This is a genomic window from Stenotrophomonas maltophilia group sp. LNF247, from assembly GCF_054083135.1.
In genome coordinates this window covers 85,347-109,343 of sequence record NZ_JBSRQL010000014.1, presented here as the reverse complement: position 1 = coordinate 109,343, position 23,997 = coordinate 85,347, and the positions used below count along the sequence as shown (strand labels likewise).

The window sequence follows — 23,997 nt, the reverse complement described above, 5'->3', positions numbered from 1 at the left end:
CCTGGTTGAGAAAAGATTTCCTATGAGCAGCAGTGTCGTTGTCGTCGGTTCCTTCAATGTCGATCACGTGTGGCGGTGCGAAACGCTGCCGGCACCGGGTGCGACCATTGCCGGCCGCTACAGCACCGGCCCCGGTGGCAAGGGCTTCAACCAGGCCGTGGCGGCCTGCCGCGCTGGTGCGGACACCCACTTCGTGTGTGCGTTGGGCGATGACGCCGGTGGCGCCACTGCGCGCGAACTGGCTGCGCACGATGGCTTCGCGCTGATCGCCGAGGCCAGCAGCGAGCCGACCGGCACCGCCGGCATCTACGTCGATGCCCGTGGCCGCAACACGATCGTGATCGGCCCCGGCGCCAATGCCGCGCTGGGCACCGATTTCCTGCAACAGCAGCAGGCCCTGCTGGCCGGTGCCAAGGTGGTGCTGGTGCAGCTGGAATCGCCGGTGCAGACCATCGAAGCGGCGCTGGCCACGGCCCGCGAGGCCGGTGTCACCACCGTGCTCAACACCGCGCCGGCCGATGCGCCCTCGACCATCGGCCTGCTCAAGCTGGCCGATGTGATCACCCCGAACGAGACCGAGTTCGCCGCCCTGCTCGGCCGCCATGTCGGCGAGCGCGTGGATGCCAACGACGTCGCGGCGCTGGATGGCGCCAGCCTGCATGCGCTGTGCCGCAAGCTGGTCGGCAACGGCACGGTGGTGGTGACGCTGGGTTCGGTGGGCGTGTTCGTCTCTCACGCCGACGAGAACCTGCGCGGCGATACCCAGCCGTACTACCGCGTCGGTGCCGAACAGGTGCAGGCCATCGACACCACCGGTGCTGGTGATGCCTTCAACGGTGCGCTGGCTGCGTCGCTGGCACAGGTGGCCGATGCACCGTTCGCCCGCCACGTGCGCTTTGCCAACCAGTTCGCCGGTCGCTCGACCGAGAAGGAAGGCGCTGCAGCGGCGATGCCGCGCTTCACCCCGGCCGACGCCGAAGCCAAGTAATTCCACGCCACGCGTGGATGACAAGGCCCGGGTGCACAGGCACCTGGGCCTTTCTTTCGCCCATTGCCCAGCCCCTGCGACCGCCTGTCGCATTGCCCACATCCTGCCCCTCGCTCACGATCCGCGCAGCTTCCTTGCACGGGCAGGACATGGACGGATTCCCCTGGTTGCTGGTCGCGGCCGCAGGCAGTGCCGCTGCGGCGCTGCTGCATATCGGCTGCATCGCCTTCGGCGCCGCGTGGTACAGGTACTTCGGTGCCGGCCAGCGCGTGGTCCGGCTGGCACAGGCCGGGCATTGGTGGCCACCGCTGATGACCGCCGGCATCACGGCCGTGCTGGTGGCCTGGACGCTGTACGCACTGGCCGCTGCGGGCTGGCATTCGCCACTGCCGGCCAGTCGTCTGGTCCTGTCGGGCATCGCCCTGCTGTTGCTGCTGCGCGCCGCGATGGGCTTCGGGCTGGCGCTGCTGCGGCCCGGCCACAACGGCCGGCGCTTCTGGATGGTCAGTTCACTGGTCTGCCTCAGCCTGGGGCTGGCCTTCGCACTGGGTACCCGCCAGGCCTGGCAGCGCCTGGGGTAGCCGCCCACCTTCGCCCGCCCTTGGGGGCGGCGGAAGCAACCGTCAAGCATCTGCTGATGCCGGTACGGCATGAGGTCGGTGCCGATCGGCCTGAACCGGGGCGCAGCCGATACGGCCGCGTCGCTGTCGGCGCCCTACAATGGGCGCATGCAGATCGGCCCGTACACCATTGCTCCGAACGTCGTGCTGGCGCCCATGGCCGGCGTCACCGACAAACCCTTCCGCCTGCTGTGCAAACGGCTGGGCGCGGGCCTGGCCGCCTCGGAAATGACCATCAGCGACCCGCGCTTCTGGACCACGCGCAAGTCGATCCACCGCATGGACCATGACGGCGAACCGGCACCGATCAGCGTGCAGATCGCCGGGACCGAGCCGCAGCAGCTGGCCGAGGCCGCGCGCTACAACGTCGACCACGGCGCGCAGATCATCGACATCAACATGGGCTGCCCGGCCAAGAAGGTGTGCAACGCCTGGGCCGGCTCGGCGCTGATGCGCGACGAGCAGTTGGTGGCGCGCATCCTCGAAGCCGTGGTCAACGCGGTGGACGTGCCGGTCACGCTGAAGATCCGCACCGGTTGGGACTGTGACCACCGCAATGGCCCGCTGATCGCGCGCATCGCCGAGGACAGCGGTATCGCTGCACTGGCCGTGCACGGCCGCACCCGCGACCAGCACTACACCGGCCAGGCCGAGTACGCCACCATCGGCGAGATCAAGGCCGCACTGCGCATTCCGGTGATCGCCAACGGCGATATCGATTCGCCGCAGAAGGCGGCCTACGTGCTGAAGGAAACCGGCGTGGACGCGGTGATGATCGGCCGCTCCGCACAGGGCCGGCCGTGGATCTTCCGCGAGGTGGCGCACTACCTGGCCACCGGCGACGAACTGCCACCGCCGTCGTTGGCGGAAGTGCGCGACATCCTGCTCGGCCACCTGCATGCGCTGCATGCGTTCTATGGCGAGCCGCAGGGCGTGCGCATCGCGCGCAAGCACCTGGGCTGGTATGCCAAGGACCGGCCGGAGAACGCCGCCTTCCGCGCCGTGGTCAACCGTGCCGAAGACCCACAGAGCCAGATCGCGCTGACCACCGAGTACTTCGACCGCCTGATCGCCGGGGAACCGGCGCTGCCTTCGGCCGCCTGACCGCCCTGCCGCGTCGCAACGTCGAGCCTGCTCGACCGAATTGAACTCCGAGAGCCCGCCTCCATGACCCCGCCGATCTCCTCTCCCACCTACCTCCACGGGTTTTCCGGCACCGAGCAGCAGCGCCTCATGACCCAGGCCCGGCTGCTGGAATCGAGCATCTTCGGCCAGATCGACTACAGCGGCGCGCGGCGCCTGCTGGAAGTCGGCAGTGGCGTTGGTGCACAGACCGAGATCCTGCTGCGCCGCTTTCCCGAGCTGCACGTGACCGGCGTGGACCTGAGCGAAGCGCAGCTGGCTACCGCACGCGAAAACCTGGCGCGTACGCCATGGTGCAGCGACCGCTACACCCTGCAGCAGGCCGATGCCGGCGAGCTGCCGTTCGAGGCCCGCAGCTTCGACTCCGCGTTCCTGTGCTGGGTGCTGGAACACGTGCCGTCACCGGCGCGCGTACTCAGCGAAGTGCGCCGCGTGCTGGCACCGGGTTCGCCGGTGTACATCACCGAGGTGATGAACGCCTCTTTCCTGCTCGATCCGTATTCGCCGCACATCTGGCGCTACTGGATGGCGTTCAACGATTTCCAGTACGACCATGGTGGCGACCCGTTCGTCGGCGCCAAGCTGGGCAACCTGCTGCTGGCCGGCGGCTTCCGCGACGTGCACACCGAGATCAAGACCATCCACCTGGACAACCGTGAACCGGCGCGCCGCAAGACGATGATCGCGTTCTGGGAGCAGCTGCTGCTGTCGGCGGCCGACCAGCTGCTGCAGGCCGGCTCGGTGGACGAGGAAACCGTGGAAGGCATGCGCCGCGAGTTCCGCCTGGTGCAGAACGACCCGAATGCGGTGTTCTTCTATTCGTTCGTCCAGGGCCGCGCCACGGTGTATTGATCCGGTGTTCTGCTGCCGATCGAGGCCGCAGAGCCACGCCATGCGTGGATCCACTGATCAATGCACGGCGGTGTGGTCGGCCGCGCCCGGCGCCGCCGCCGGCTCCTGCCAGATCCGCTGCCACATCGCCGCCAGGCGGCGACCGGCGTCGGCACGCGCGGCGGGACTGCTGTAGTCCACGCGCACCTGCTCGGGAACGATCGCCCGCCACTGCCCGTCGGCCTGCTCGGCCACGACGAAATTGAAGGTGTAGTCCGGCTCCAGCCCCATGCGCAGGTCGCTCAGCACCAGCCGGCCGTCCACGACCTGCGCACGCATGAAGCCACGGTTGAACCACTGCAGGCGCCGCACTGCCGGAATGCCCCCCGCTTCGCGCAAGGCCTTCACGTTGGACGCATGGCCTTCGAACTGCATCGGCCCGTGGTCGGCCACCAGCGAGCGATCACCCACCACGTAGCCGTTGGGCGTCATCGCCACCACCCGCCACAGCAGGGTGTTGAACGGCATCGGCACCGAGAAGCGCGGCGCATCGCCCAGGCCCATCGCGGACAGGCTCTGCTGCGCGGCACGGTCGACCTGTGCCTTGGCGATCAGGCCCCAGCCCAGGTAGCCACTGCTGATCAGCAGCGCCACGCCCAGCACCTTGCCCACCCAGGACCGGGCGCGACCAAACCAGGCCAGCACGCAGCCCAGCAGCAGCCATACCGTGTAGCCAGGATCGATGATGAAGACACTGGAACCCATGGTCGGATGTGGCCGCAACGGCCACCACAGCTGGGTACCGTAGACGGTGAACGCATCCAACAGCGGATGGGTGACCAGCGCCAGCTGGATCGCCCAGAACCAGCGCAGCGGTGATTGCGCGACGCGGCCATTGCCGAAGCGCTTGAACAGCCACCAGATCAATGCGGCCACCCAGGGCAGCACCAGCAGCGAATGACTGAAACTGCGGTGCTCGATCATGTTCGCCACCGGATCGGCTGCGGTGAAACCGAGCCACAGGGCGTCGAGGTCCGGCAGGGTGCCAAGCGCGGCACCGGCCAGCAGGGCCGCGCGGCGGTGGCCAGGCGGGGCGATGGCAGCAGCGACGGCGCCACCGAGCACGATCTGGGTCAGGGAGTCCATGGGCCGATGCTAGCGGCTTGCGGGCGGTGCATGTAGAGCCGAGCCCATGCTCGGCTGCTCTTCATTGCGTGTAACGGCAGCCGAGCATGGGCTCGGCTCTACAAGGGTACAGACGCGGGCGGGTTACGCCGCCTGCGACATGCGTGCGCCCGGCAGCTCCGCCAGCGTCTGGCCGTTGTGGTCCAGCAGGCGCAGCGCGCCATCATGGTCTTCGGCCAGCGCGGTCAGGCTTTCCACCCAGTCGCCGTCGTTGGCGTAGACCAAGCCATCGCGTTCAATCAACGCAGCTCGGTGGATGTGGCCACAGACGATGCCATCCAGCCCGCGACGGCGGACATCGTCCAGCCCGGCCTGCACGAAGCGCTCGATGTAGCGTTCGGCGGCGCCGCTGCGCTTCTTCAGGAATTCAGACAATGACCAGTAGCGCATGCCCAGCAGCCGCCGCACCGCGTTCAGCGCCTGGTTGCCGGTCAGGATGCGGTAGTACAGCCAATCGCCGAATTTCTCCTGCAGGCCACCGAAGTGGGTCACGCCGTCGTACTCGTCGCCGTGTGCGACCAGCAACCTGCGGCCATCGGCGGTCACGTGGATGGCACGGCGGCGCACCTGCATGGCCGGCAACATCACCCCGCATATGTGGCGCAGCGATGCGTCGTGGTTGCCGGGAATGTAGATGATCTCGGTCCCTGCGCGGCGCAGGGCGTGCAGGGCCTGGATGACTTCACTGTGCGACTGCCGCCAGTTGGCGCGGCGATGTGCCATCCACCACAGGTCGATGATGTCGCCCACCAGATACAGCCGTTCGCAGCGCAGCTGCGAGAGGAACCGCGCCAGCTCGGGGGCATGGCAATGACGTGAACCCAGGTGCACGTCGGAGACGAACACTGCGCGCCGGTGCGGCGACAGGTTCGCCAGCGTGCTCATGCCGGCGTCCCCGCGTCGCGCAGGTAGCGTTTGCGCTTGTTCGGCCGGATCGCACACAGGTCCACTTCGATCAGGCCGTCGATCGAATCGCTGAAGTCCGGGTCGACACCGAAGGCGAGGAAGCGGGCACCACCGGGTTCACACAGGTCGGTGTACTGGCGGTACAGCGTGGGTACGCCGGTACCGAGCGCAGCCAGGTTGGCCTTGAGCACCTCGAACGCGGCGCCTGCATCCAGCTCACCGAAACTGGGCGGTGCGGCGAAGTACTGGAACGGGCGGTTCGATTCGGCCATGCCAGCGGTACCGCTGTAATAGCGCTGGTAGTACGCCACCAGCTGCTCGCGCGCTTCACGCGGTAGCGCCGCGCTGATCGACACGGCGCCGAACAGGTAGCGGATGCCCGGCCGGCACTGCAGGTAGGCGCCGATGCCCTGCCACAGATAGTCCAGGCTGCGGCTGCCCCAGTAGTCGGGCACCACGAAGCTGCGGCCCAGTTCCAGGCCCTCGGCGATGTGGGTGATGGCATCGTCGGAATAGCGGAACAGCGACGCGCTGTAGAGCCCGGACAGGCCGTGCCGGGCCAGTGCGTGGGCGCCGCGCATGATCCGGTACGCGCCGGCGATGCGCTGCGCGGCGGCGTCCCAGATCACGATGTGCTCGTACTGCGGGTCGTAGTTGTCGAGGTCACGGCTGCGCCCGGTGCCCTCGCCCACCTGGCGGAAGGTCAGTTCGCGCAGGCGGCCCAGCTCCAGCAGCAGCGGCGAATCGGCAGTACAGGCGGCTAGCAGAATCTGCTTGCCATCGGCGGTCTGGCCCAGCTGGGTCGCTGCGGCAATCCCTGCGGCAACCTGCGAAGGGGGCACCGGGGCGGCCAGCGGCTCAGGGCCTGCGCAGGCAGCGGCATTGCCGGCCGCGCCATTGCGGCCCAGCGCATACAGCGCGCGACGTACCGCCAGCAGCTGTGCGCCCGGGTCACCGCCATCGCCCAGCCGCATCGGCTCGCCGATGCTCAGCCGCAGCGGGCGGCCACGACGGGTGAACATCTCGCGTGCCAGCAGGGCGGTGCCGGCCGGCTTGAACAGGGTTGATGCGCCGTAGAACAGCGCCGAGTTGCGCGCTTCCACCCGCACTGGCAGCACCGGCGCCCCGGCGGCGCGGGCAAAGCGCACGAACCCGCGCTGCCAGCGACCATCGCGGATGCCTCGCAGCGAGAGGCGCGAGACCTCGCCGGCCGGGAACACGATCACGCACTGCTCGGCGGCCAGCGCCTCCTCCACCGCGTGCAGACTGCCGCGCTGGGCCTTGCCGCCAAGGATGCGCACCGGCAACAGCAGATCCTGCAGTGGCGCGATAGCCCCCAACAGATCGTTCGCCACGATCCGCACGTCACGGCGGATGCGGCCGACCGCGTCCAGCAGCGCCAGCGCGTCCAGCGCCCCGGACGGATGATTGGCAACAATCAGCAGGCGTCCGGTGGCCGGGATCTTCGCCAGCGCGGCCGGATCCACCTGGTACTGGCCATCGACGAATTCCAGGGCGGCGGCGACGAAGCCGAATCCGCGCAACCCTGCACTGCGCTTCAGGAAGGCCTCGATCTGGTCCAACCGCGACCAGCGACCGACGCTGCGCAGCAGCGGCCGTGCCAGCTGGCCACGACGGCCATGGAACCAATCGGGGAAGCGTTGCTGGAGACGCTGTTCGAGTTCCTGCATGGCGGATCCACTCATGCCCGGCGGCCGGATTGGCCGACAGCCTGCGCCCGGCAGGCGGCAACCAGATGGCGGTTTCGGGGCAGAACGATGACGGCCGGCCCGGCAGGGTCGCGGCCTGCGTGGTCCGGGGTTGGACAGCCCCGTCCGTCGTCACGCTGGTGGAACACTGGGCCTCGAGGCCGGGCCCCAATCCCGTCACGACGGCCCCTGCCAGGCCTACGCGGGCTTAACCACCGGCAACCGGTACCGGTTCACAATGCACAGGCGGCGCACCCCGTGTATCATGCGCGCCCATCTTTCCATCCGAATCAAGGGATATTACGCCTGATGTCCAGCTATCTCTTCACCTCCGAGTCGGTCTCTGAAGGCCATCCGGACAAGGTTGCCGACCAGATCTCCGATGCGGTGCTGGACGCGATCCTGACCCAGGACCAGCGTGCCCGCGTGGCCTGCGAGACCATGGTCAAGACCGGCGTTGCCATCGTGGCCGGTGAAATCACCACCAGCGCCTGGATCGACCTGGAAGCGCTGACCCGCAAGGTCATCACGGACATCGGCTACGACAGCTCCGACGTCGGCTTCGACGGCGCCACCTGCGGCGTGCTGAACCTGATCGGCAAGCAGTCGCCGCACATCGCCCAGGGCGTGGACCGCAAGAAGCCGGAAGAAATGGGCGCTGGCGACCAGGGCCTGATGTTCGGCTATGCCACCAACGAGACCGACAGCTACATGCCGGCCGCGATCCACCTGTCGCACCGCCTGGTCGAGCAGCAGGCCAAGATCCGCAAGAAGAAGAACTCGCCGCTGTCGTGGCTGCGCCCGGACGCCAAGAGCCAGGTCACCCTGCGCTATGAAAACGGCGTGGTCTCGGCCATCGACGCCGTGGTCCTGTCGACCCAGCACGCCCCGGGCATCAAGCAGAAGGACCTCATCGAGGCCGTCCGCGAAGAAATCATCAAGCCGGTGCTGCCGGCCAAGTGGCTGCACAAGGGCACCAAGTTCCACATCAACCCGACCGGCAAGTTCGAGATCGGCGGCCCGGTGGGCGACTGTGGCCTGACCGGCCGCAAGATCATCGTCGACACCTACGGCGGCTGGGCCCGTCACGGTGGTGGCGCGTTCTCCGGCAAGGACCCGTCCAAGGTCGACCGTTCGGCTGCCTACGCGGCCCGCTACGTCGCCAAGAACGTGGTTGCTGCCGGCCTGGCCGACCGCTGCGAAGTGCAGGTCTCCTACGCCATCGGCGTGGCCGAGCCGACCTCGATCTCGGTCACCACCTTCGGCACCGGCAAGATCAGCGATGACAAGATCGAGAAGCTGATCCGCAAGCACTTCGACCTGCGCCCGTACGGCATCATCAAGATGCTGGACCTGATCCACCCGATGTACCAGCAGACTGCGGCCTACGGCCACTTCGGCCGCAAGCCGAAGGAGTTCAGCTACCTCAACGGCGAAGGCGAGACCGTCAACGCCACGGCCTTCTCCTGGGAGAAGACCGACCGCGCCGCCGCCCTGCGCGCCGATGCGAAGCTGAAGTAAGAAACACGAAGGGCCGCTCACGCGGCCCTTCTGCTTTCTGTAGAGCCGAGCCCATGCTCGGCTTTCTTTTTCTTGCGACAAGAGCAGCCGAGCATGGGCTCGGCTCTACAAGAGCTACGCCACGCCGATACAATCGGCCCATGTCGACCGAACTGAAAACCCACCAGCTGTCCATGACCGTGCTGATGTCGCCGGACATGGCCAATTTCTCCGGCAAGGTCCACGGTGGCGCGATCCTGAGGCTGCTCGACCAGGTCGCCTATGCCTGTGCCAGCCGCTACGCCGGCAGCTATGTGGTCACCCTGTCGGTGGACCAGGTGATGTTCCGCCAGCCCATCGCGGTGGGCGAGCTGGTCACCTTCCTGGCCTCGGTGAACCATACCGGCACCTCGTCGATGGAGATCGGCATCAAGGTGGTGGCCGAAGACATCCTCAAGCGCAGCGTGCGCCACGCCAACAGCTGTTTCTTCACGATGGTGGCCGTGGATGAGGAAGGCCGGCCGACGCCGGTGCCAACATTGCGGCCGGTCACCTCGGACGAGAAGCGCCGCCAGGCCGCAGCGCTGATCCGCCGCCAGCTGCGCCAGGAAATGGAACAGCGCCACCTGGAACTGCTGGCATCGAATCCTCCGTCGCCGGAGGAGTGAGGGCGTGCGGGGCACGCCCCGCACCCACCGAGGCAGGTAGCGCCGGGCCATGCCCGGCGGATACGCATCAACCCGTGTTCTGCACCCCCTGCGAAACACCGTTCACGCACGCCACCAGCGCGCGCAGCAGCTCGTCATCCTCGCGCCCGCTGGCCCGCCAGCGCTGCAGCAGATCCACCTGCAGCACGCTGATCGGATCGACGTAGGGATTGCGCAGGCGGATCGACAGCGCCAGCCGCGCATCATGGTCCAGCAGCGTCTTCTGGTCCATCAGCGCCAGCAGCCAGTGCCGGGTAAGTTCCAGTTCGCGCTGTACCTGCGGGAAGAAGCGCCCGTGCAGGTCGCCAGACAACAGCGAGAACTGCTCGGCGATGGTGATATCGCCCTTGGACAGCACCATCGCGATGTCGTCCAGGAAGGTGCGGAAGAACGGCCAGTCACGCGCCATTTCGCGCAGGGTCTCTTCATGGCCAGCGTCCACCGCCGCCTGCAGGCCGCTGCCCACGCCGTACCAGCCGGGAATGACGGCACGCGCCTGGCTCCAGGCAAACACCCAGGGAATCGCACGCAGGTTGCCCAGTGCCGCATCCTGGCCGAGCCGGCGCGAAGGACGCGAGCCCAGCGTCATCCGCTCGATCACGTCGATGGGTGTGGCGGTACGGAAGTAGTCCATGAAGCCGGCCTGGCCAACAAAGGCGCGATACACCTCGCTGCTGGCCGATGACACCGCGTCCATCACCGGCCGCCACGCATCCTCGCGCGGCTCGGCGGCACGCGGGCGCAGGCTGGCGCGCAGCACCGCACCGGCGGCCTGTTCCAGCGAGCGCAGGGCCAGCGCGCGGATGCCATATTTGCGATGGATCACTTCGCCCTGCTCGGTCACCCGCAGGCGGCCATCGATGCTGCCGCGCGGTGAAGCATCCACCGCGTGCGTGGTCTTCCCACCGCCACGGCTGATCGAGCCGCCACGGCCATGGAAGAAGGTCAGGCGGATGCCCGCCTCGGCCGCCACCTCCAGCAGTTCCACCTGCGCGCGCTGCAGGCCCCAGCGCGAGGCGGCGATGCCACCGTCCTTGCTGCTGTCCGAGTAGCCGAGCATCACCATCTGCACGTCGCCGCGCGCGCGCAGATGGGTGCGGTACACCGGGTCGTCCAGCAGGTCGCGCAGCGTGGCGGTGCCGCGCTTGAGGTCATCCACGGTTTCAAACAGCGGCGCGATGTCCAGCGGCACCGTGTCATCGGCGTCGACCAGGCCACCACGCCGCGCCAGCGCCAGTACCGCCAGCACGTCGCTGCGGTCGTGCGCCATCGAAATGATGTAACTGCCCAGTGCATCGCCGCCATGGCGTGCGCGTGCATCAGCCAGCGCGGCAAACACCGCATCCAGCCGCTGGTTGCCTTCGTCGTCGCCCTTCGGCAACGGGGCCTCACCGCTGGCATGCGGGGCCAGCAGGCGCGCGCGGCCCAAGGCATCCAGACCCTCCCACGCTGCGTCGCCGCCCAGCACTGCGGCCAGCGCGCGCGCATGCACGCTCGATTCCTGGCGTACGTCCAGCCGTGCCAGATGGAAGCCGAAGGTCTTCACCCGCCACAGCAGACGCTGCACGGCAAAGCCGCCAGCGTGTTCGCCGCGATTGGCGCGCAAACTGTCGAGGATCAGCTGCAGGTCGTCGATCAGTTCATCCGGACCGGCGTAAGCGCCCTCGCCGTCTTCCAGCGTGGCCTGCAGGCGCGCGCGCATGCGATCGTTGAGCAGGCGGTAGGGCATGTCGGCATGGCGCGGGCGCGACTGTACCTGCGGCAGCAGCTGCTGGTAGTGCGCCACGCGCGCCTGCAGCGCATCGCTCACGCCCACCCGCTCGGTGGACTGGCTGAGCAGGCTGGCCAGCTGCAGCAGTTCCTTCTGATAGCGCGCCAGTACCGCCTGCCGCTGCGCATCCAGCGTAGTGCGGATGGTGTGGGCATCCACGTTCGGGTTGCCGTCCATGTCCCCGCCCACCCACGTACCGAAGCGCAGCAGGCGCGGCAGCGGCAGTTCTTCGCCGAAGGTATCGCGCAGCGCCTGCTGCAGCGATTCGTACAGCACCGGAATCACGCGGTACAGAACCTGCACCAGATAGAAGCCGACGTGCTCGCGCTCGTCATCGACGGTGGGCCGCACCGGCGAGGAATCAGTGGTCTGCCACGACGCGGTCAGCGCCATGCGGAAGCGCGCAGCATCGGCGGCCGCTTCCCCCGGCGTGCGCTGGCCGTCGAGGTTGTCGACCAGGCTGGCCACCATCAGCTGCTCTTTCTCCAGCAGCGCGCGGCGCACCGCTTCGGTCGGGTGCGCGGTAAACACCGGTTCGATGTCGATGCGCGGCAGCCACTGCGCCAGCTCGTCCAGCGTCACGCCCTGCGCCTTCAGGTGCTGCAGCGCATCCTGCAGGCCATCGGGCTGCGCCCCTGCGGTACCGGCACGCTGGTAGTCACGGCGGCGGCGGATGCGATGCACGCGCTCGGCGATGTTGACCACCTGGAAATAGGTGCTGAACGCCCGCACCATAGTCTCGGCCTGCTGCGGCGTGCGTCCGGCCAGGCCATCGGCAAGCTCGGACAACGCCGCCTGGTTCTCGCGACGGGCGATGGCGCGGGTGCGCACGTCCTCGACCTCGTCGAGGAAGGCCGCCGATACCTGCTCGACCAGCAGGTCACCGACCAGTGCGCCGAGCCGGCGCACGTCATCGCGAAGCGGAAGATCGGGGGAAGCAAACTCGATGCTGCTGCGGTACTCGTTCATCGGCGACGCACAGGCCTCGGTCAACGGATCCAGACCCCAAGCCTAAACCAGAACGGGCAGCGTGCTGCGATGCAAAAATGGTTTCATCTGCACGTATCCATGGCGGACGCAGCCGAGCATGGGCTCGGCTCTACAAGCGTCATGGCGCGTGACACCGTGTAGCGCCCGAGCCCATGCTCGGGCGGCGGCGCAGCCGCACAGGCGGCCGCTGTTGCAGCGGCCACCCTCATGCACGTATCAGCGCTTCTTCTTCGCCTTGCCCTGCTCGGCCGGGCCAATGGTCTGCTCCAGCCAGCGCTCGCTCTCGGCCAGCATGGTCATGATCGATTCGCGTGCGCGGTAGGCATGCGATTCGTTGGGCAGCATCACCAGCCGCGCGGTGCCGCCCAGGCCCTTCACCGCGGCGAACATGCGCTCGCTCTGGATCGGGAACGTGCCGGAGTTGTTGTCGTCCACGCCGTGGATGAACAGGATCGGATCCTTGATCCTGTCGGCGTAATTGAACGGCGCCATCTTCTGGTAGACGTCCTGCGCCTGCCAGTAGTTGCGCTCCTCGGCCTGGAAACCGAACGGAGTAAGCGTGCGGTTGTAGGCACCGCTGCGCGCGATGCCGGCCTTGAACAGGCGGGTGTGTGCCAGCAGGTTGGCCGTCATGAACGCACCATAGGAATGGCCGCCGATGGCGATGTGATCGCGATCGGTCACGCCTCGGCGCACCACCTCATCCACCGCTGCCTGCGCGTTGGCCACCAGCTGTTCGATGTAGGTGTCGTTTGGCTCCTTGTCGCCCTCACCGATGATCGGCATCGACGGGCTGGCCAGCACCACATAGCCCTTGGCCAGGAACGCCTGCGGGCCCCAGTAGCTGACCGCGTTGAAGCGGTACGGCGAATCGGTCACCTGGCTGGCCGCAGCCGCGCTCTTGAACTCACCCGGGTAGGCCCACATCAGCAGCGGCCGCGGGCCGTCGCGCTTGGGGTCGTAGCCCGGCGGCAGCAGCAGGGTCGCGGTCAGGTCGACCCCATCCTTGCGCTTGTAGCGGATCTGCTCCTTCTGCACGCCCTTCAACTGCGGCAGCGGGTGCGCGAAATGGGTCAGCGCGCGCGGTGCAGCACCGGCATCGGCCAGCGACTGCACGTAGAAGTTGGCCGGCTCATCCGGGCTCTCGCGGCTCAGCAGCAGCGAGCTGGCCTGGTCGTCCAGCAACGCCACCGGCAGCGAATAGCTCGGCGCCTGCGAGTGGAACAGGCGCGTTGCCTTGCCCGTGGCGATGTCGAAGCGGTCCACGAACGGACGGTCGCCTTCCGGCGAAGCACCGGCACCGGCCAGGTACAGGCTGCTGCCATCGGGGCTGGTCTGCAGCAGCGAACGACCCCGCTCGTCACTGGCCAGCAGCGGCCGGCCCGGATCGGCATAGCGGTCCTGCGCGTCACGATCCCACAGCAGGCGCGGCTCGGCACCGGCGTTGTCCGGGGCGATCAGCCAGGTCTTGGTCCTGCGGGTCTTCCACCACGATTCGGTCAGCAGGGCCAGGTCACCGCGGCCCCAGCTGATGCCGGCCAGGCGGCTGCCAAGCTGGGCCAGGGTGACCGGCGGTTTGTCGAACGGCGCGGCCTGCATCAGCACCGCATCGCGCACCCTGGCCTCCCTGTTCGGGTCGCCGCCGTCCTGCGCTTCGGCCCAGACCAGGGTGGCGTCGGCATCACCGCGCCAGCTGATGTCGCGCACGCCGGTCACTTCGGCATCGTTGCCGGTCGGCAGCCCTTCCACCAGCGGGCGAACGGCGACGGTGTGCACCAGCTTGCCGCTGGCGCGGTCGATCACTTCAATGCGGCGCGGGAAACTGCTCACCGGCACCACGTAGGAGTACGGGCGCTGCACCGGCTGGCGCAGCACGAAGCGGCCATCCGGCGACACTGCAAAGCCCATGAAGATGCCGGCCGCGCCGATCACGCGGGTGCTGCCATCCAGGCCGACTTCCATTGGCTGGGTAGTGGCGTAGTAGTCGAACTGGCGTGCGTCGGCCTCGTTCTTCAGCAGGTCCTGGTAGGTACGGATCGACACCACGCCGCCGCCCTGGCTGGTCTGCTGCACGGCCGGGCCGGTCGGAATGCCATCGGCAGCCGGGGCCGCACCGAGGTTGGCCGGGCGGGTGAACACCACCAGGCCGCGGCTGTCCGGCAACCACTGGTAGCCGCTGCCGATCACCGTGTTCAGGCCGGCAACCAGGCGGCGGGCGCTGCCGCCGGCCACGTCCACCAGCCACAGTTCATTGGCGCCACTGGCAGCGTCGACCTGGTTGAAGGCAAGCCACTTCTGGTCCGGCGACCACATCACACTGGCGATCGACAGCTTGGCCGGCAGGCCGCTGATCTGCCGCTCCTTGCCGTCGGCCACGTTCATCAGCCACAGCTTCTCGCCGAAGCTGAAGCGGCTGTCGGAGAACGTGCGCGGGTTGATGCGCAGGCCAGCCAGCTTCAGTTCCGGCTGCGCCACCACCTGGATCGAAGGCAGCGACGGCATCTGCATCATCGCGGCCACGTCGCGTCGCGGCGACAGGTACAACGAGGGTGCACGCGGCGCGTCCACCACCGCCTGCAGCGCGGCCGACGGCAGTTCGTAGCCGTTGACGCCCTGGGCCTGTGTGGCCACCGGCTGCGGCGCTGCGGCCCAAGCCAGCGGGGCCACCGCCAGCAGTCCCATCGACAGGACCAGGCCGGTCCAGCGCCGTGTACGGCGCGCGTGCATGCTCATCGTTCCACCTGTGTGATGCGTGAAAACACCGACCTTAACAGGCCGTGCACGCGGCCCCATCTGCCGATGGTTGGGTCATCCGGATGTCACGCCGGGGCCGCGATATAATGGGGGTTCTCCCCTGCCGAGGGGCGCTGCGACCGGATCCCACGAGGCCCGGCCAGGCTCGGTAAGGTGGCTTTGTAACAACGGCGCCCGGCTAGATGCGAGCATCCGCTCGTCCACAACCGGAGCACACGAATGAACGCTGTTGCCAAGACCTTCTCCACCGAAGGTGACTACAAGATCCGCGATATCACGCTGGCCGACTGGGGCCGCAAGGAACTGGACATCGCCGAGCACGAAATGCCGGGCCTGATGTCGATCCGCCGCAAGTACCAGGCCGAGCTGCCGCTGAAGGGCGTGCGCGTGACCGGGTCGCTGCACATGACCATCCAGACCGCGGTGCTGATCGAGACCCTGAAGGACATCGGCGCCGACGTGCGCTGGGCCTCGTGCAACATCTTCTCGACCCAGGACCACGCGGCCGCCGCCATTGCCGCCACCGGCACCCCGGTGTTTGCCTGGAAGGGCGAGACCCTGGAAGAGTACTGGGACTGCACCCTGGACGCGCTGACCTTCACCCTGGCCGATGGCACCCTGACCGGCCCGGAGCTGGTGGTGGACGACGGCGGTGACGTGACCCTGCTGATCCACAAGGGCTACGAGCTGGAAAACGGCAGCGACTGGGTCAACACCGCCTCCGCCTCGCACGAAGAACAGGTCATCAAGAACCTGCTCAAGCGCGTGGCCAAGGAGCGCCCCGGTTACTGGGGCCGCGTGGTCAAGGACTGGAAGGGTGTCTCCGAGGAGACCACCACCGGCGTGCACCGCCTGTACCAGCTGGCCCAGGCCGGCACCCTGCTGATCCCGGCGATCAACGTCAACGACTCGGTCACCAAGAGCAAGTTCGACAACCTGTACGGCTGCCGCGAGTCGCTGGCCGACGGCCTGAAGCGCGCGATGGACGTGATGCTGGCCGGCAAGGTGGCCGTGGTCTGCGGCTACGGCGACGTCGGCAAGGGCTGCGCGGCCTCGCTGCGTGCCTACGGTGCGCGCGTGATCGTCACCGAGATCGACCCGATCTGCGCCCTGCAGGCGGCGATGGAAGGCTATGAAGTCAACACCATCGAATCGACCCTGGGCCGTGCCGACCTGTACGTCACCACCACCGGCAACCGCGACATCATCCGCATCGAGCACCTGAGCGCGATGAAGGACCAGGCCATCGTCTGCAACATCGGCCACTTCGACAACGAGATCCAGGTCGACGCACTGGTGTCCTACCCGGGCATCAAGCACGTCAACATCAAGCCGCAGGTGGACAAGTACATCTTCCCGAACGGCAACGCGATCTTCCTGCTGGCCGAAGGCCGCCTGGTGAACCTGGGCTGCGCCACCGGCCACCCGAGCTTCGTGATGTCCAACAGCTTCGCCAACCAGACCCTGGCACAGATCGACCTGTGGGCGAACAAGGACAGCTACGAGAAGAAGGTCTACCTGCTGCCGAAGAAGCTGGACGAGGAAGTGGCGCGCCTGCACCTGGAAAAGATCGGCGTGAAGCTCACCACCCTGACCCAGGAACAGGCCGACTACATCGGCGTGCCGGTGGAAGGCCCGTTCAAGCCGGACCACTACCGCTACTGATGCCTTCAGGGTGCCGGACAGCGGCCGGCACTACCGGTGCATGCGACACGGACGGGCGCCTTCGGGCGCCCGTTCTGCGTTGGCGCGCCACCGCCGCGCATCCACCCGCAGTAGCCTCGGTCAAGGCAACGCGCCCAGCGCGCGCTACGATGCAGCCATGACCCCGGCCATCAACCTGCTCAAGCGCGAGAAGATCGCCCACACGGTGCGCAGCTACGTGCACGACGCCCACGCCGAATCGTACGGCGGCGAAGCCGTCGACAAGCTTGGCCTCGATCCGGCCCAGGTGTTCAAGACCCTGCTGGCCAGCACCGAGGCACACGAACTGCTGGTGGCGATCGTGCCGGTGGCCGGCCAGCTGGACCTGAAGGCTCTGGCCGAAGCGGCCGGCTGCAAGAAATGCGAGATGGCCGCCGCCGACGCCGCACAGCGCGCGACGGGTTACCTGGTCGGTGGCATCAGCCCGCTTGGGCAGAAGAAGCGCCTGCGCACCTTCCTGGATGCCAGCGCTCAGGCATTGCCCGCGCTGCATGTCAGCGCCGGTCGCCGCGGTCTGGAAGTGGAACTGGCGCCGGCTGACCTGCTGCGCCTCACCGCCGGCCACTACGCTGCCATCGGCAAGTCTCGCTGATGCGCTGGCCCTGGTCTGCAGCGCGGGTACCCCGTCTCGACGATGCACAGGCCGATGTGCTGTTGCAGGACCTGCTGTCGCGCGACGCAACGCGCATCACCGATGCCGCACGTAGCGTCGCACGGCTGTTCAGTGCCTCATCGTTGGACGCGTTGGCCACACATGTCGACCTGATCGAACGCAGCTGCGAGGGCATCGCCCTGGGCGGCATGCTGATCAGCAACCAGGCACACCTCAAGGCGGGCCTGCAACGGCTACGCTACTGGCAGGCGCGTAAGGGATGCCTGTGTGCGCTCAACCCCGGCTACCCGTTCTTCGATCCGCGTCGCCTGATCGAACAAGGGCAGATGCAGCTGCTCTCGTTGCAGGAGGCCGAGGAGGGTTGGGGCGATTGCCACACCGTTGCCTGCACGCAATGCGGCCAGCATTGGCAGGCCATCGACCGCGAGTACCATTACCCGTGGTGGGAATGGAAAGCTGCCTGAAGGCCAAGCAGCCACGCATGGCGTGGCTCTACTACGGCCCGCACATTCACGCGATGCGTGGATGGCAAATATTGCTCACGGCCGCCAGTTCGCGTTGTTCTCCCAGAACTCGACAGAACGCCGGTACGCCTCACGGTCCAGCGGCACGCCGGAGCCCCCCTCCTCCACGCCCAGCGCATTGCGCATCATCGTGATCGGCGCCATTGGCACCTCTTCCGGTTCGGCGGTGTAGATGCAGCCGACGATGCCCCAGTCGGCCTCGATCGGCGAACCTTCCCTGGCCAGCTGCTCGGCGCTGTACAGGATCACCACCAGGTAGTTCGCACGCGGCGATTCGACGCCCTCGAACCAACGCACCAGCACCGGCAATTCCTCGCGGTTGCGCGCTTCGTAACCACTGCGCAGCAGGTGGCGGTTGGCCTCGGTGACCGGCACCGTCAGGCAGCGCGTGCTGGTCCAGTTCTCGTAGACGAACAGCTTGCAGAACGGGGCGTAGCCGTCGAGCACCTTCAGCGGCGCCTGCGCATTGAGGTGTGCCTCGAACTGCTCGGCAGTGCAGTCCTGGATGGTGTTGCCGCGCGGCACGCGCGGGAACAGGCGGGGACGGGCGAAATCGGTGAGGACGATGGACATGGCGCAGGTGTGATCAGGAGTTCTGCTGCACAGGGTAACTGCTGGCAGCCCCTACAACGCCATCCGCTCGCGCAGTTCACGTGCCTGCCGCCGCGATACCTCCACCTCGCTGCCGTCGTCCAGCGTCAGGTCGTAGCCATCTGCAATGCTGGGCGTCACGCCACGAATGCGGCGCAGGTTGACCAGCGTGTTGCGGTTGGCGCGGAAGAACAACTCCGGCGGCAGGCGAGCTTCCAGCGCGCTCAGGCTGCGGGTCAGCAGGGCGTTCTGGTCGCGGAACCATAGCCGTGTGTAGTTGCCATCCACCAGCAGCAGACGGATCTCCGAGACCGCGACGAACCAGCAGCGTTCGCCCTCGCGCACGAACACCTGGTCCTGCGCGCCCAGCGTGCTGCGCGGCTCCGGCGTTTCGCCCGCCACCACCTCGCGCTGGCGCGCCCGCTGCAACGCTTCCAGCAAGCGCGGCGCCTCGACCGGCTTCACCAGATAGTCCAGCGCGTTGGCCTGGAAGGCGCGCACCGCATAGGTGTCGTAGGCGGTAACGAAGACCACCGCCGGCACCGTCTCCAGCCCATCCAGCACATCGAAGCCGCTGCCGGAGGGCATCTGCACATCCAGCAGCACCAGGTCCGGCGCCAGTGTGGCGATCGCCTCGCGTGCAGCGGGCACATCGTCGGCCTCGCCCACGCACTGCACCCATGGCAGCGCCGACAACAGCGTGCGCAGCTCCTGCCGCGCCAGCCGTGCATCATCAACGATCAACACACGCAGCACGCCACTCATTGCGGAATCTCCAGCAGGGCCTGCATGCGGTCGCCGACCGGCTGCAACATGAAACTCCCCTGCGTGCCAAGCTGCGCACGCAGGTAGGCAAGGCCGACGCCATGGCCATGGGTGGGCTCGTTGGCGCCGCCCAGCGGATTGTCCACCTGCAGGCGCAGTACGTCATTGTCCAGCGTGGCCCGGATCTCTATCCCGCCGCCGCCCGGGCGGCTGGCGATGCCATGCTTGATCGCGTTTTCCACCAGCAGCTGCAGCGCCATCGCCGGCAGCTGTGCCTGCAGGGCGTCGGCATCGATCTGCCGGTTCACCTGCAGGCGCTGTTCGAAGTGGACTGCCTCGATGGCCAGGTAGTCGTCCACGACCGCCAGTTCCTCCGCCAGCGTGACCTGCTCGCTGCGGTTGTGTGCCAGCGCCTGGCGCAGCGTGCGCGACAGGCGGGTGACCATGTCGCGCGCACGCTCAGGATCTTCCAGGATCAGCGCACGCAGGTTGTTCAGCGCATTGAACATGAAATGCGGGTTGAGCCGTGCACGCAGTGCATCGCGCTCCAGCGCGCTGCGCTCGGCCTCGGCACGCAGGCGCGCCAGGTCCGCACTGCGTATCCGGCGCAGGCTGTGCAGGCCTGCCCAGAGCGCTGCCCACAGGGCCAGCATCACCGCAGTGGTGTACCAGTAGAGCAGCAGCGCCTTGGGGCTGAAGTCGGCCGTCTTCCGCCCCAGGCTCACCCAGTTCCAGGCCAGCGCCGAGTGCAGCGCGATGTTCACCAGCAGCTGCGCCACTGCCGCGCCCAATGCCACCGACAGCGCCAGCCGCAGCAACAGCCCGGCCGTGCCGCGCGCCCACCAGTCGGCACGCAGCGCCAGCGCACGGATGGCACCGCTGCACCCGAACAGGGCCAACGCCAGGCCCAGCGTGATCAACACGCCTGCGCTTCCGGCATCGCTGAAATAGGCCTGGCGCAGGCCGATTCCGGCAACGCCATAGAGCGCCCACACCAGCGCATTGAGCAGCCAGAAGCGTACCGTCGAGGAGGAATCCGGCATGTCCATTCCGAGGCGTGTTGAAACTCAGTGGTGGTGGTCGAGGAAGGCCTGCACCTGACCGCGCAGCCAGCGCGGATCATCCCACATCAGGACGTGGAACCCCTGCGCGCTCATCGCGATCTGCACGCCCTGCAGTTTCGCGTACTGCGCATGGAACACCGCGCGCGTGCTGTCCTCGGTGCCGCCCATCGGCTGGTAGCCGGCCCAGCTGCCCAGCACCAGCGTCGGTGCGGTGATCGAGGCGATGCTGTCACGCAGGTCGGTGGTCATCACCGCATGCATGGCGTCAGCGGTGGTCTGGCGGTCGCTGGCTTCGCCCCAGCGCCCCAGTTCGGCCTGCCGCTGCGGATCGCGTGTCATGCCCGGCAGGCCGGCTTTCAGCTGCGCCTGCCACTGCGCGGCATCGGCGGCGAGCATGCCCTTGCGCAGGTGGTCGGCCATCGGCCGCACGCTGTCTGCGGTGGCGTTCGGGTCACGCGCCGCCGGCAGGAACGGCAATGCATCGACCACCACCAGTGCGCTGACCGCCTTCGGCTCGGCCTGCGCCACCTGCAGCCCCAGCAGGCCGCCAAGACTGTGGCCGATCACCACCACCGGGCCCAGCTGTTGGTCGTGCAGGTAGGCCAGCAGCTGCCCGCGCATCGCCGTCAGGAATTCGGCCGGGCGCGGGTCGGCAGGCGCAGCGCCGGCAAAGCCCGGCAGCTGCACCAGATGGCACTGCACGTCCTTCAGCGCCAGGCAAGTCTCGCGCCAGACCTCGGCGCTGCTGTTCAGGCCGGGGATCATCAGCAGCGGACGGCCCTTGCCGACCACCTCGACCTGCACCTTGCCGGTGCCGGTGGCGGCCGCCGCATGGGCCGAACCGGAGCCGAGCACGGCCATCGCCATGCCGATCATCGCCAGCCGGGCCAGCGCCTTCATTGCGTACCAGAGTGCCAGGAAGATCTTCATCGTCTGCTCCTTCATCGGGTGGGTGCTGCCGGGATGGGAGCAGCGTGGGCCCGGCCGACGCATGCCGGTTGCGATTTCGGAGCATCGGCCGCACGGCGGGGCGAACGGTCGCGGGTTGGGGACGGCTGGCCCTCACGCAATCTTCAAGCATCCATCTTGATGAAGAGATATACTGCTTCGCACCGACCGCCGCCATCCGCGCCATGACCGCCATCAGCTTCGAGTTCTATCCGCCCAAGACCGACGAACAGCGCAGCCAGCTGGACCGTGCTGCGGCCAAGCTGAAGGACTACGCCCCCGAGTACGTGTCGTGTACCTTCGGCGCCGGTGGCTCGACCCTGAGCTACACCTCCGAGACCGTGCGCCACCTCAACCAGCACCATGGGTTCGATGCGGCGCCGCACCTGTCATGCGTGGGCGGCACCCGCCAGGAGATCCGCGAGCTGCTCAAGCTGTACCGCGCCATCGGCTGCCGCCGCTTGGTCGCGCTGCGTGGCGACCTGCCCTCGGGCATGGGCTTTCCCGGCGACATGCGCTATGCCGCCGAACTGATCGACTTCATCCGCGCCGAGCACGGCGATGCGTTCCATATCGAAGTAGGCGCGTACCCAGAAACGCATCCGCAGGCCTCCGACGCACTGGCCGACCTGAAGCACTTCAAGGCCAAGATCGATGCCGGTGCCGATGCGGCGATCACCCAGTACTTCTTCAACCCGGACGCGTACTTCCATTTCGTCGACGAAGTACGGCGGCTGGGCGTGCAGGTACCGATCACCCCCGGCATCATGCCGATTGCCAACTTCAGCCAGCTGCGTCGCTTCTCCGAACAATGTGGTGCGGAGATTCCACGTTGGATCAGCCGCAAGATGCAGGCCTATGGCGATGACGCGGAGTCAGTGCGTGCATTCGGCACTGAAGTGGTGGCCCGGCTATGCCAGCGCCTGATCGAGGGCGGCGCACCCGGCCTGCACTTCTACACCCTGAACCTGGCCAAGCCGACCACCTCGGTGCTGAAGCTGCTGCAGGGCTGAGAGCACGACGCGCAAGCGTGATCGGCGCTACCCTGCAGGAATGATCCGGCTTTCCTTCCTGCTGTTGCTGCTGCCGCTGTGCGTGCTGTCAAGCGTCGCCCAGGCGCAGTCCACGCGCCTGAACCGCTGTACCGATGCCCAGGGCCAGAGCGTGTATACCGACCGTCCCTGCGACAGCCTGGGTGCGCAGTCGCGGCTGCCGCCGCCTGCGCCCGCCGGCAACACCCTGCAGCGCGACACCCTGGGGGCACGCTGCCCGCGGCGACTGAGCGAACTGGTGGATGCGCTGCGTACTGGCATCCTCAGCAACGATGTGAACCGGCTGTCCTCGCTGTACCTGTGGGGCGCGGTCTCTGATGCGGGTGCGCAGCGCATCCTCGGCCAACTAGAATCGTTGGCGCGGCGGCCATTGGTGGACGTGGTGCCGGTGTATCCCTCGCAGGCGCTGCCGCAATCGCAGGATGAGGGCCAGAGCCCTGCTGCGCAGGGATCCGACTCTGTGGCCTCCGTGGCGCGGCATCCGATCGGCCTGCGCCTGGAACAGACCTTGCCCGGCAGCGTGTCGCGCGCTTCGACGGTGCTGGGGTTGCGGCGGCAGTACGGGTGTTTCTGGATCACGTTGTGATCGGGAGGGGTCAGAGCCCTGCTGCGCAGGGATCTGACCCCGCATGCCGGCTCACTCCGGCCACAGCCCGCGAATGGCGGCAATACCTTGCCCGCCATGGCGGCGCGCTTCGGCAATGTGACTGCGGCCCATGCCTCCCAGCGCATAGATGGGCAGTGACACCTGCGCGCGCAGCTCGGCGAAGGCATCCCAACCCAGCGGCACGGCATCTGGATGGCTGGGCGTGGCCTGCACCGGGCCCAGCACAGCGAAGTCGCAGCCCAACTGTTGTGCCTCCTGCAGTTGCTGCAGGTCGTGGCAGGATGCAGCCACCAGCTGGCCTTGGGGTAGTGGGCGCTGCGACAGCTGCAGCAGCTGTTCGCTGCCCAGGTGCACGCCCACGCCCAACGCACGCGCCAGTTCGATATCGCGGTTGAGCAACCATTGCACGCCGCTGCGGCGATGCGCACGCACGACCTGCTCGACCATCGCCTGCCGCTGCGGATAGGCCGTCGGCAACCGCAGTTGGATGCGCTGCTGGCCCGCAGCCACCACGCGCTGCAGCTGTTCGTGCCAGTGCTGCATGCCGCCCTCATCATCGGCCGGCGCCGGGGTGATCAGGTAGCTGTCGGGCTGGCGCAGGGCGGCCACCACCGGCAGGTCGGCCGGCGGCATCGAATAGCGGCCCAGCTTGTCCTGCGCCACCCAGGTGATCGCCTGGCCTTCGCGGCCACGCGGGGTGCCTTTCCAGCTGCGCACATGGCGCACCTCCAGGGTCAGGTGCTTGTCCGGATAGCGCTGCGGCACATCCATCAGCCAGGGCCCGACATCGGCCTCGATGCCCAGCTCTTCGCGCAGTTCACGCGCCAGCGCCTGTTCGGAGGTCTCGCCGGATTCGCGCTTGCCGCCGGGGAACTCCCACAGGCCGGCCATGTCGCGGTTCTCGGTACGGCGGTTGAGCAGCACGCGGCCACGGGCGTCGGTGATGACGGCGGCCACGACGTGGATCGATCGGGTGGGGGAAGGCATGGAGGAAGCATGCCGAACAACACCAAATCGATGCAACA

Annotated in this window: 21 protein-coding genes and 1 riboswitch; of the genes, 11 read left to right on the top strand and 10 right to left on the bottom strand. The window is 67.7% G+C overall.

Annotation, left to right across the window (positions count from 1 at the left end):
- The first annotated feature begins 22 nt into the window (after window positions 1-22).
- From ACTXG9_RS14480 to ACTXG9_RS14465, 4 genes are all read left to right on the top strand, one after another.
- Window positions 23-988 carry a ribokinase gene (locus ACTXG9_RS14480; RefSeq protein WP_019661097.1) on the top strand — a complete coding sequence of 322 codons (966 nt, stop codon included), beginning with the start codon at window positions 23-25 and terminating at the stop codon, window positions 986-988.
- A gap of 149 nt (window positions 989-1,137) precedes the next feature.
- The gene (locus tag ACTXG9_RS14475; RefSeq protein ID WP_111098003.1) at window positions 1,138-1,569 is read left to right on the top strand and encodes a hypothetical protein; all 432 of its coding nucleotides are present in this window, start codon (window positions 1,138-1,140) and stop codon (window positions 1,567-1,569) included.
- A gap of 147 nt (window positions 1,570-1,716) precedes the next feature.
- On the top strand, window positions 1,717-2,712 hold the full coding sequence (gene dusB, locus ACTXG9_RS14470; RefSeq protein ID WP_031270248.1) for a tRNA dihydrouridine synthase DusB: 996 nt from the start codon (window positions 1,717-1,719) through the stop codon (window positions 2,710-2,712).
- Between the two features lie 63 nt (window positions 2,713-2,775).
- Entirely contained in the window at window positions 2,776-3,603 is an 828-nt protein-coding gene (locus ACTXG9_RS14465; protein ID WP_019661094.1) for a class I SAM-dependent methyltransferase, read from the top strand.
- A gap of 57 nt (window positions 3,604-3,660) precedes the next feature.
- On the opposite strand, the gene ACTXG9_RS14460 is transcribed toward ACTXG9_RS14465, so the two are convergent.
- From ACTXG9_RS14460 to ACTXG9_RS14450, 3 genes are all read right to left on the bottom strand, one after another.
- Window positions 3,661-4,728 carry a metal-dependent hydrolase gene (locus tag ACTXG9_RS14460; RefSeq protein WP_456115517.1) on the bottom strand — a complete coding sequence of 356 codons (1,068 nt, stop codon included), beginning with the start codon at window positions 4,726-4,728 and terminating at the stop codon, window positions 3,661-3,663.
- 123 nt (window positions 4,729-4,851) lie between these two features.
- Complete coding sequence (locus ACTXG9_RS14455) at window positions 4,852-5,652, bottom strand: UDP-2,3-diacylglucosamine diphosphatase (RefSeq protein WP_329867298.1); 801 nt, start codon at window positions 5,650-5,652, stop codon at window positions 4,852-4,854.
- A complete protein-coding gene (locus tag ACTXG9_RS14450; protein WP_021203444.1) occupies window positions 5,649-7,364 on the bottom strand; it encodes a lysophospholipid acyltransferase family protein in 1,716 nt (571 codons plus the stop codon). The genes ACTXG9_RS14455 and ACTXG9_RS14450 overlap by 4 nt, the downstream gene beginning before the upstream one ends.
- 327 nt (window positions 7,365-7,691) lie before the next feature.
- Here ACTXG9_RS14450 and metK point away from each other — a divergent pair, with 327 nt between their 5' ends.
- Together metK and ACTXG9_RS14440 are read left to right on the top strand one after the other, a co-directional pair.
- The gene (metK, locus tag ACTXG9_RS14445) at window positions 7,692-8,903 is read left to right on the top strand and encodes a methionine adenosyltransferase (RefSeq protein ID WP_005408103.1); all 1,212 of its coding nucleotides are present in this window, start codon (window positions 7,692-7,694) and stop codon (window positions 8,901-8,903) included.
- A 140-nt stretch (window positions 8,904-9,043) separates the two neighbouring features.
- Window positions 9,044-9,550 (top strand): acyl-CoA thioesterase, encoded by a 507-nt coding sequence (locus tag ACTXG9_RS14440; RefSeq protein ID WP_021203443.1) that lies wholly within the window; start codon window positions 9,044-9,046, stop codon window positions 9,548-9,550.
- 67 nt (window positions 9,551-9,617) lie between these two features.
- On the opposite strand, the gene ppc is transcribed toward ACTXG9_RS14440, so the two are convergent.
- Both ppc and ACTXG9_RS14430 read right to left on the bottom strand, forming a co-directional pair.
- Complete coding sequence (gene ppc / locus ACTXG9_RS14435; RefSeq protein WP_456115516.1) at window positions 9,618-12,329, bottom strand: phosphoenolpyruvate carboxylase; 2,712 nt, start codon at window positions 12,327-12,329, stop codon at window positions 9,618-9,620.
- Between the two features lie 237 nt (window positions 12,330-12,566).
- Entirely contained in the window at window positions 12,567-15,083 is a 2,517-nt protein-coding gene (locus ACTXG9_RS14430; protein WP_456115515.1) for a S9 family peptidase, read from the bottom strand.
- Window positions 15,084-15,203: 120 nt separating this feature from the next.
- A riboswitch (S-adenosyl-L-homocysteine riboswitch) is annotated at window positions 15,204-15,287 on the top strand.
- A gap of 36 nt (window positions 15,288-15,323) precedes the next feature.
- Between ACTXG9_RS14430 and ahcY the strand changes: the two genes are divergently transcribed.
- The 3 genes from ahcY to ACTXG9_RS14415 all read left to right on the top strand — a co-directional run bounded on the left by ahcY (window position 15,324) and on the right by ACTXG9_RS14415 (window position 17,885).
- A complete protein-coding gene (gene ahcY / locus ACTXG9_RS14425) occupies window positions 15,324-16,769 on the top strand; it encodes an adenosylhomocysteinase (protein ID WP_019661087.1) in 1,446 nt (481 codons plus the stop codon).
- A gap of 157 nt (window positions 16,770-16,926) precedes the next feature.
- Window positions 16,927-17,400, top strand: coding sequence for a Cys-tRNA(Pro) deacylase (gene ybaK, locus ACTXG9_RS14420; protein WP_019338083.1), 474 nt, complete (start codon window positions 16,927-16,929; stop codon window positions 17,398-17,400).
- Window positions 17,400-17,885 (top strand): hypothetical protein, encoded by a 486-nt coding sequence (locus ACTXG9_RS14415; RefSeq protein ID WP_188250052.1) that lies wholly within the window; start codon window positions 17,400-17,402, stop codon window positions 17,883-17,885. The genes ybaK and ACTXG9_RS14415 overlap by 1 nt, the downstream gene beginning before the upstream one ends.
- Window positions 17,886-17,960: 75 nt before the next feature.
- Here ACTXG9_RS14415 and ACTXG9_RS14410 read toward each other — a convergent pair whose 3' ends face one another.
- From ACTXG9_RS14410 to ACTXG9_RS14395, 4 genes are read right to left on the bottom strand one after another with little or no spacing between them, the layout of a single operon-like run.
- The gene (locus ACTXG9_RS14410) at window positions 17,961-18,518 is read right to left on the bottom strand and encodes a DUF3228 family protein (protein WP_010481895.1); all 558 of its coding nucleotides are present in this window, start codon (window positions 18,516-18,518) and stop codon (window positions 17,961-17,963) included.
- A gap of 51 nt (window positions 18,519-18,569) precedes the next feature.
- A complete protein-coding gene (locus tag ACTXG9_RS14405) occupies window positions 18,570-19,301 on the bottom strand; it encodes a LytR/AlgR family response regulator transcription factor (RefSeq protein WP_111098010.1) in 732 nt (243 codons plus the stop codon).
- Complete coding sequence (locus tag ACTXG9_RS14400) at window positions 19,298-20,344, bottom strand: sensor histidine kinase (protein WP_031270244.1); 1,047 nt, start codon at window positions 20,342-20,344, stop codon at window positions 19,298-19,300. Before ACTXG9_RS14400 ends, ACTXG9_RS14405 begins: the two co-directional genes overlap by 4 nt.
- 24 nt (window positions 20,345-20,368) lie before the next feature.
- A complete protein-coding gene (locus ACTXG9_RS14395) occupies window positions 20,369-21,295 on the bottom strand; it encodes an alpha/beta fold hydrolase (RefSeq protein WP_456115514.1) in 927 nt (308 codons plus the stop codon).
- A gap of 203 nt (window positions 21,296-21,498) precedes the next feature.
- Here ACTXG9_RS14395 and metF point away from each other — a divergent pair, with 203 nt between their 5' ends.
- Together metF and ACTXG9_RS14385 are read left to right on the top strand one after the other, a co-directional pair.
- Entirely contained in the window at window positions 21,499-22,326 is an 828-nt protein-coding gene (metF, locus tag ACTXG9_RS14390; protein WP_456115513.1) for a methylenetetrahydrofolate reductase [NAD(P)H], read from the top strand.
- Window positions 22,327-22,366: 40 nt separating this feature from the next.
- The gene (locus ACTXG9_RS14385) at window positions 22,367-22,951 is read left to right on the top strand and encodes a DUF4124 domain-containing protein (protein WP_019338075.1); all 585 of its coding nucleotides are present in this window, start codon (window positions 22,367-22,369) and stop codon (window positions 22,949-22,951) included.
- 51 nt (window positions 22,952-23,002) lie between these two features.
- Here ACTXG9_RS14385 and ACTXG9_RS14380 read toward each other — a convergent pair whose 3' ends face one another.
- Window positions 23,003-23,959 (bottom strand): Nudix family hydrolase, encoded by a 957-nt coding sequence (locus ACTXG9_RS14380; protein WP_456115512.1) that lies wholly within the window; start codon window positions 23,957-23,959, stop codon window positions 23,003-23,005.
- Between the last annotated feature and the right edge of the window lie 38 nt (window positions 23,960-23,997).

Excerpts from the sequence above, each read along its gene's own strand:
- ACTXG9_RS14415 (WP_188250052.1), top strand. The coding sequence starts at position 17,400 with ATGCGCTGGCCCTGGTCTGCAGCGCGGGTACCCCGTCTCGACGATGCA.
- ACTXG9_RS14410 (WP_010481895.1), bottom strand. The coding sequence starts at position 18,518 with ATGTCCATCGTCCTCACCGATTTCGCCCGTCCCCGCCTGTTCCCGCGC.
- metK (WP_005408103.1), top strand. The coding sequence starts at position 7,692 with ATGTCCAGCTATCTCTTCACCTCCGAGTCGGTCTCTGAAGGCCATCCG.
- ACTXG9_RS14430 (WP_456115515.1), bottom strand. The coding sequence starts at position 15,083 with ATGAGCATGCACGCGCGCCGTACACGGCGCTGGACCGGCCTGGTCCTG.
- ybaK (WP_019338083.1), top strand. The coding sequence starts at position 16,927 with ATGACCCCGGCCATCAACCTGCTCAAGCGCGAGAAGATCGCCCACACG.
- ACTXG9_RS14380 (WP_456115512.1), bottom strand. The coding sequence starts at position 23,959 with ATGCCTTCCCCCACCCGATCGATCCACGTCGTGGCCGCCGTCATCACC.
- metF (WP_456115513.1), top strand. The coding sequence starts at position 21,499 with ATGACCGCCATCAGCTTCGAGTTCTATCCGCCCAAGACCGACGAACAG.
- ACTXG9_RS14440 (WP_021203443.1), top strand. The coding sequence starts at position 9,044 with ATGTCGACCGAACTGAAAACCCACCAGCTGTCCATGACCGTGCTGATG.
- ACTXG9_RS14480 (WP_019661097.1), top strand. The coding sequence starts at position 23 with ATGAGCAGCAGTGTCGTTGTCGTCGGTTCCTTCAATGTCGATCACGTG.
- ACTXG9_RS14475 (WP_111098003.1), top strand. The coding sequence starts at position 1,138 with ATGGACGGATTCCCCTGGTTGCTGGTCGCGGCCGCAGGCAGTGCCGCT.
- ACTXG9_RS14465 (WP_019661094.1), top strand. The coding sequence starts at position 2,776 with ATGACCCCGCCGATCTCCTCTCCCACCTACCTCCACGGGTTTTCCGGC.
- ACTXG9_RS14385 (WP_019338075.1), top strand. The coding sequence starts at position 22,367 with ATGATCCGGCTTTCCTTCCTGCTGTTGCTGCTGCCGCTGTGCGTGCTG.
- ACTXG9_RS14405 (WP_111098010.1), bottom strand. The coding sequence starts at position 19,301 with ATGAGTGGCGTGCTGCGTGTGTTGATCGTTGATGATGCACGGCTGGCG.
- ACTXG9_RS14460 (WP_456115517.1), bottom strand. The coding sequence starts at position 4,728 with ATGGACTCCCTGACCCAGATCGTGCTCGGTGGCGCCGTCGCTGCTGCC.
- ACTXG9_RS14450 (WP_021203444.1), bottom strand. The coding sequence starts at position 7,364 with ATGCAGGAACTCGAACAGCGTCTCCAGCAACGCTTCCCCGATTGGTTC.
- ACTXG9_RS14455 (WP_329867298.1), bottom strand. The coding sequence starts at position 5,652 with ATGAGCACGCTGGCGAACCTGTCGCCGCACCGGCGCGCAGTGTTCGTC.
- ahcY (WP_019661087.1), top strand. The coding sequence starts at position 15,324 with ATGAACGCTGTTGCCAAGACCTTCTCCACCGAAGGTGACTACAAGATC.
- ACTXG9_RS14400 (WP_031270244.1), bottom strand. The coding sequence starts at position 20,344 with ATGCCGGATTCCTCCTCGACGGTACGCTTCTGGCTGCTCAATGCGCTG.
- ppc (WP_456115516.1), bottom strand. The coding sequence starts at position 12,329 with ATGAACGAGTACCGCAGCAGCATCGAGTTTGCTTCCCCCGATCTTCCG.
- dusB (WP_031270248.1), top strand. The coding sequence starts at position 1,717 with ATGCAGATCGGCCCGTACACCATTGCTCCGAACGTCGTGCTGGCGCCC.
- ACTXG9_RS14395 (WP_456115514.1), bottom strand. The coding sequence starts at position 21,295 with ATGAAGATCTTCCTGGCACTCTGGTACGCAATGAAGGCGCTGGCCCGG.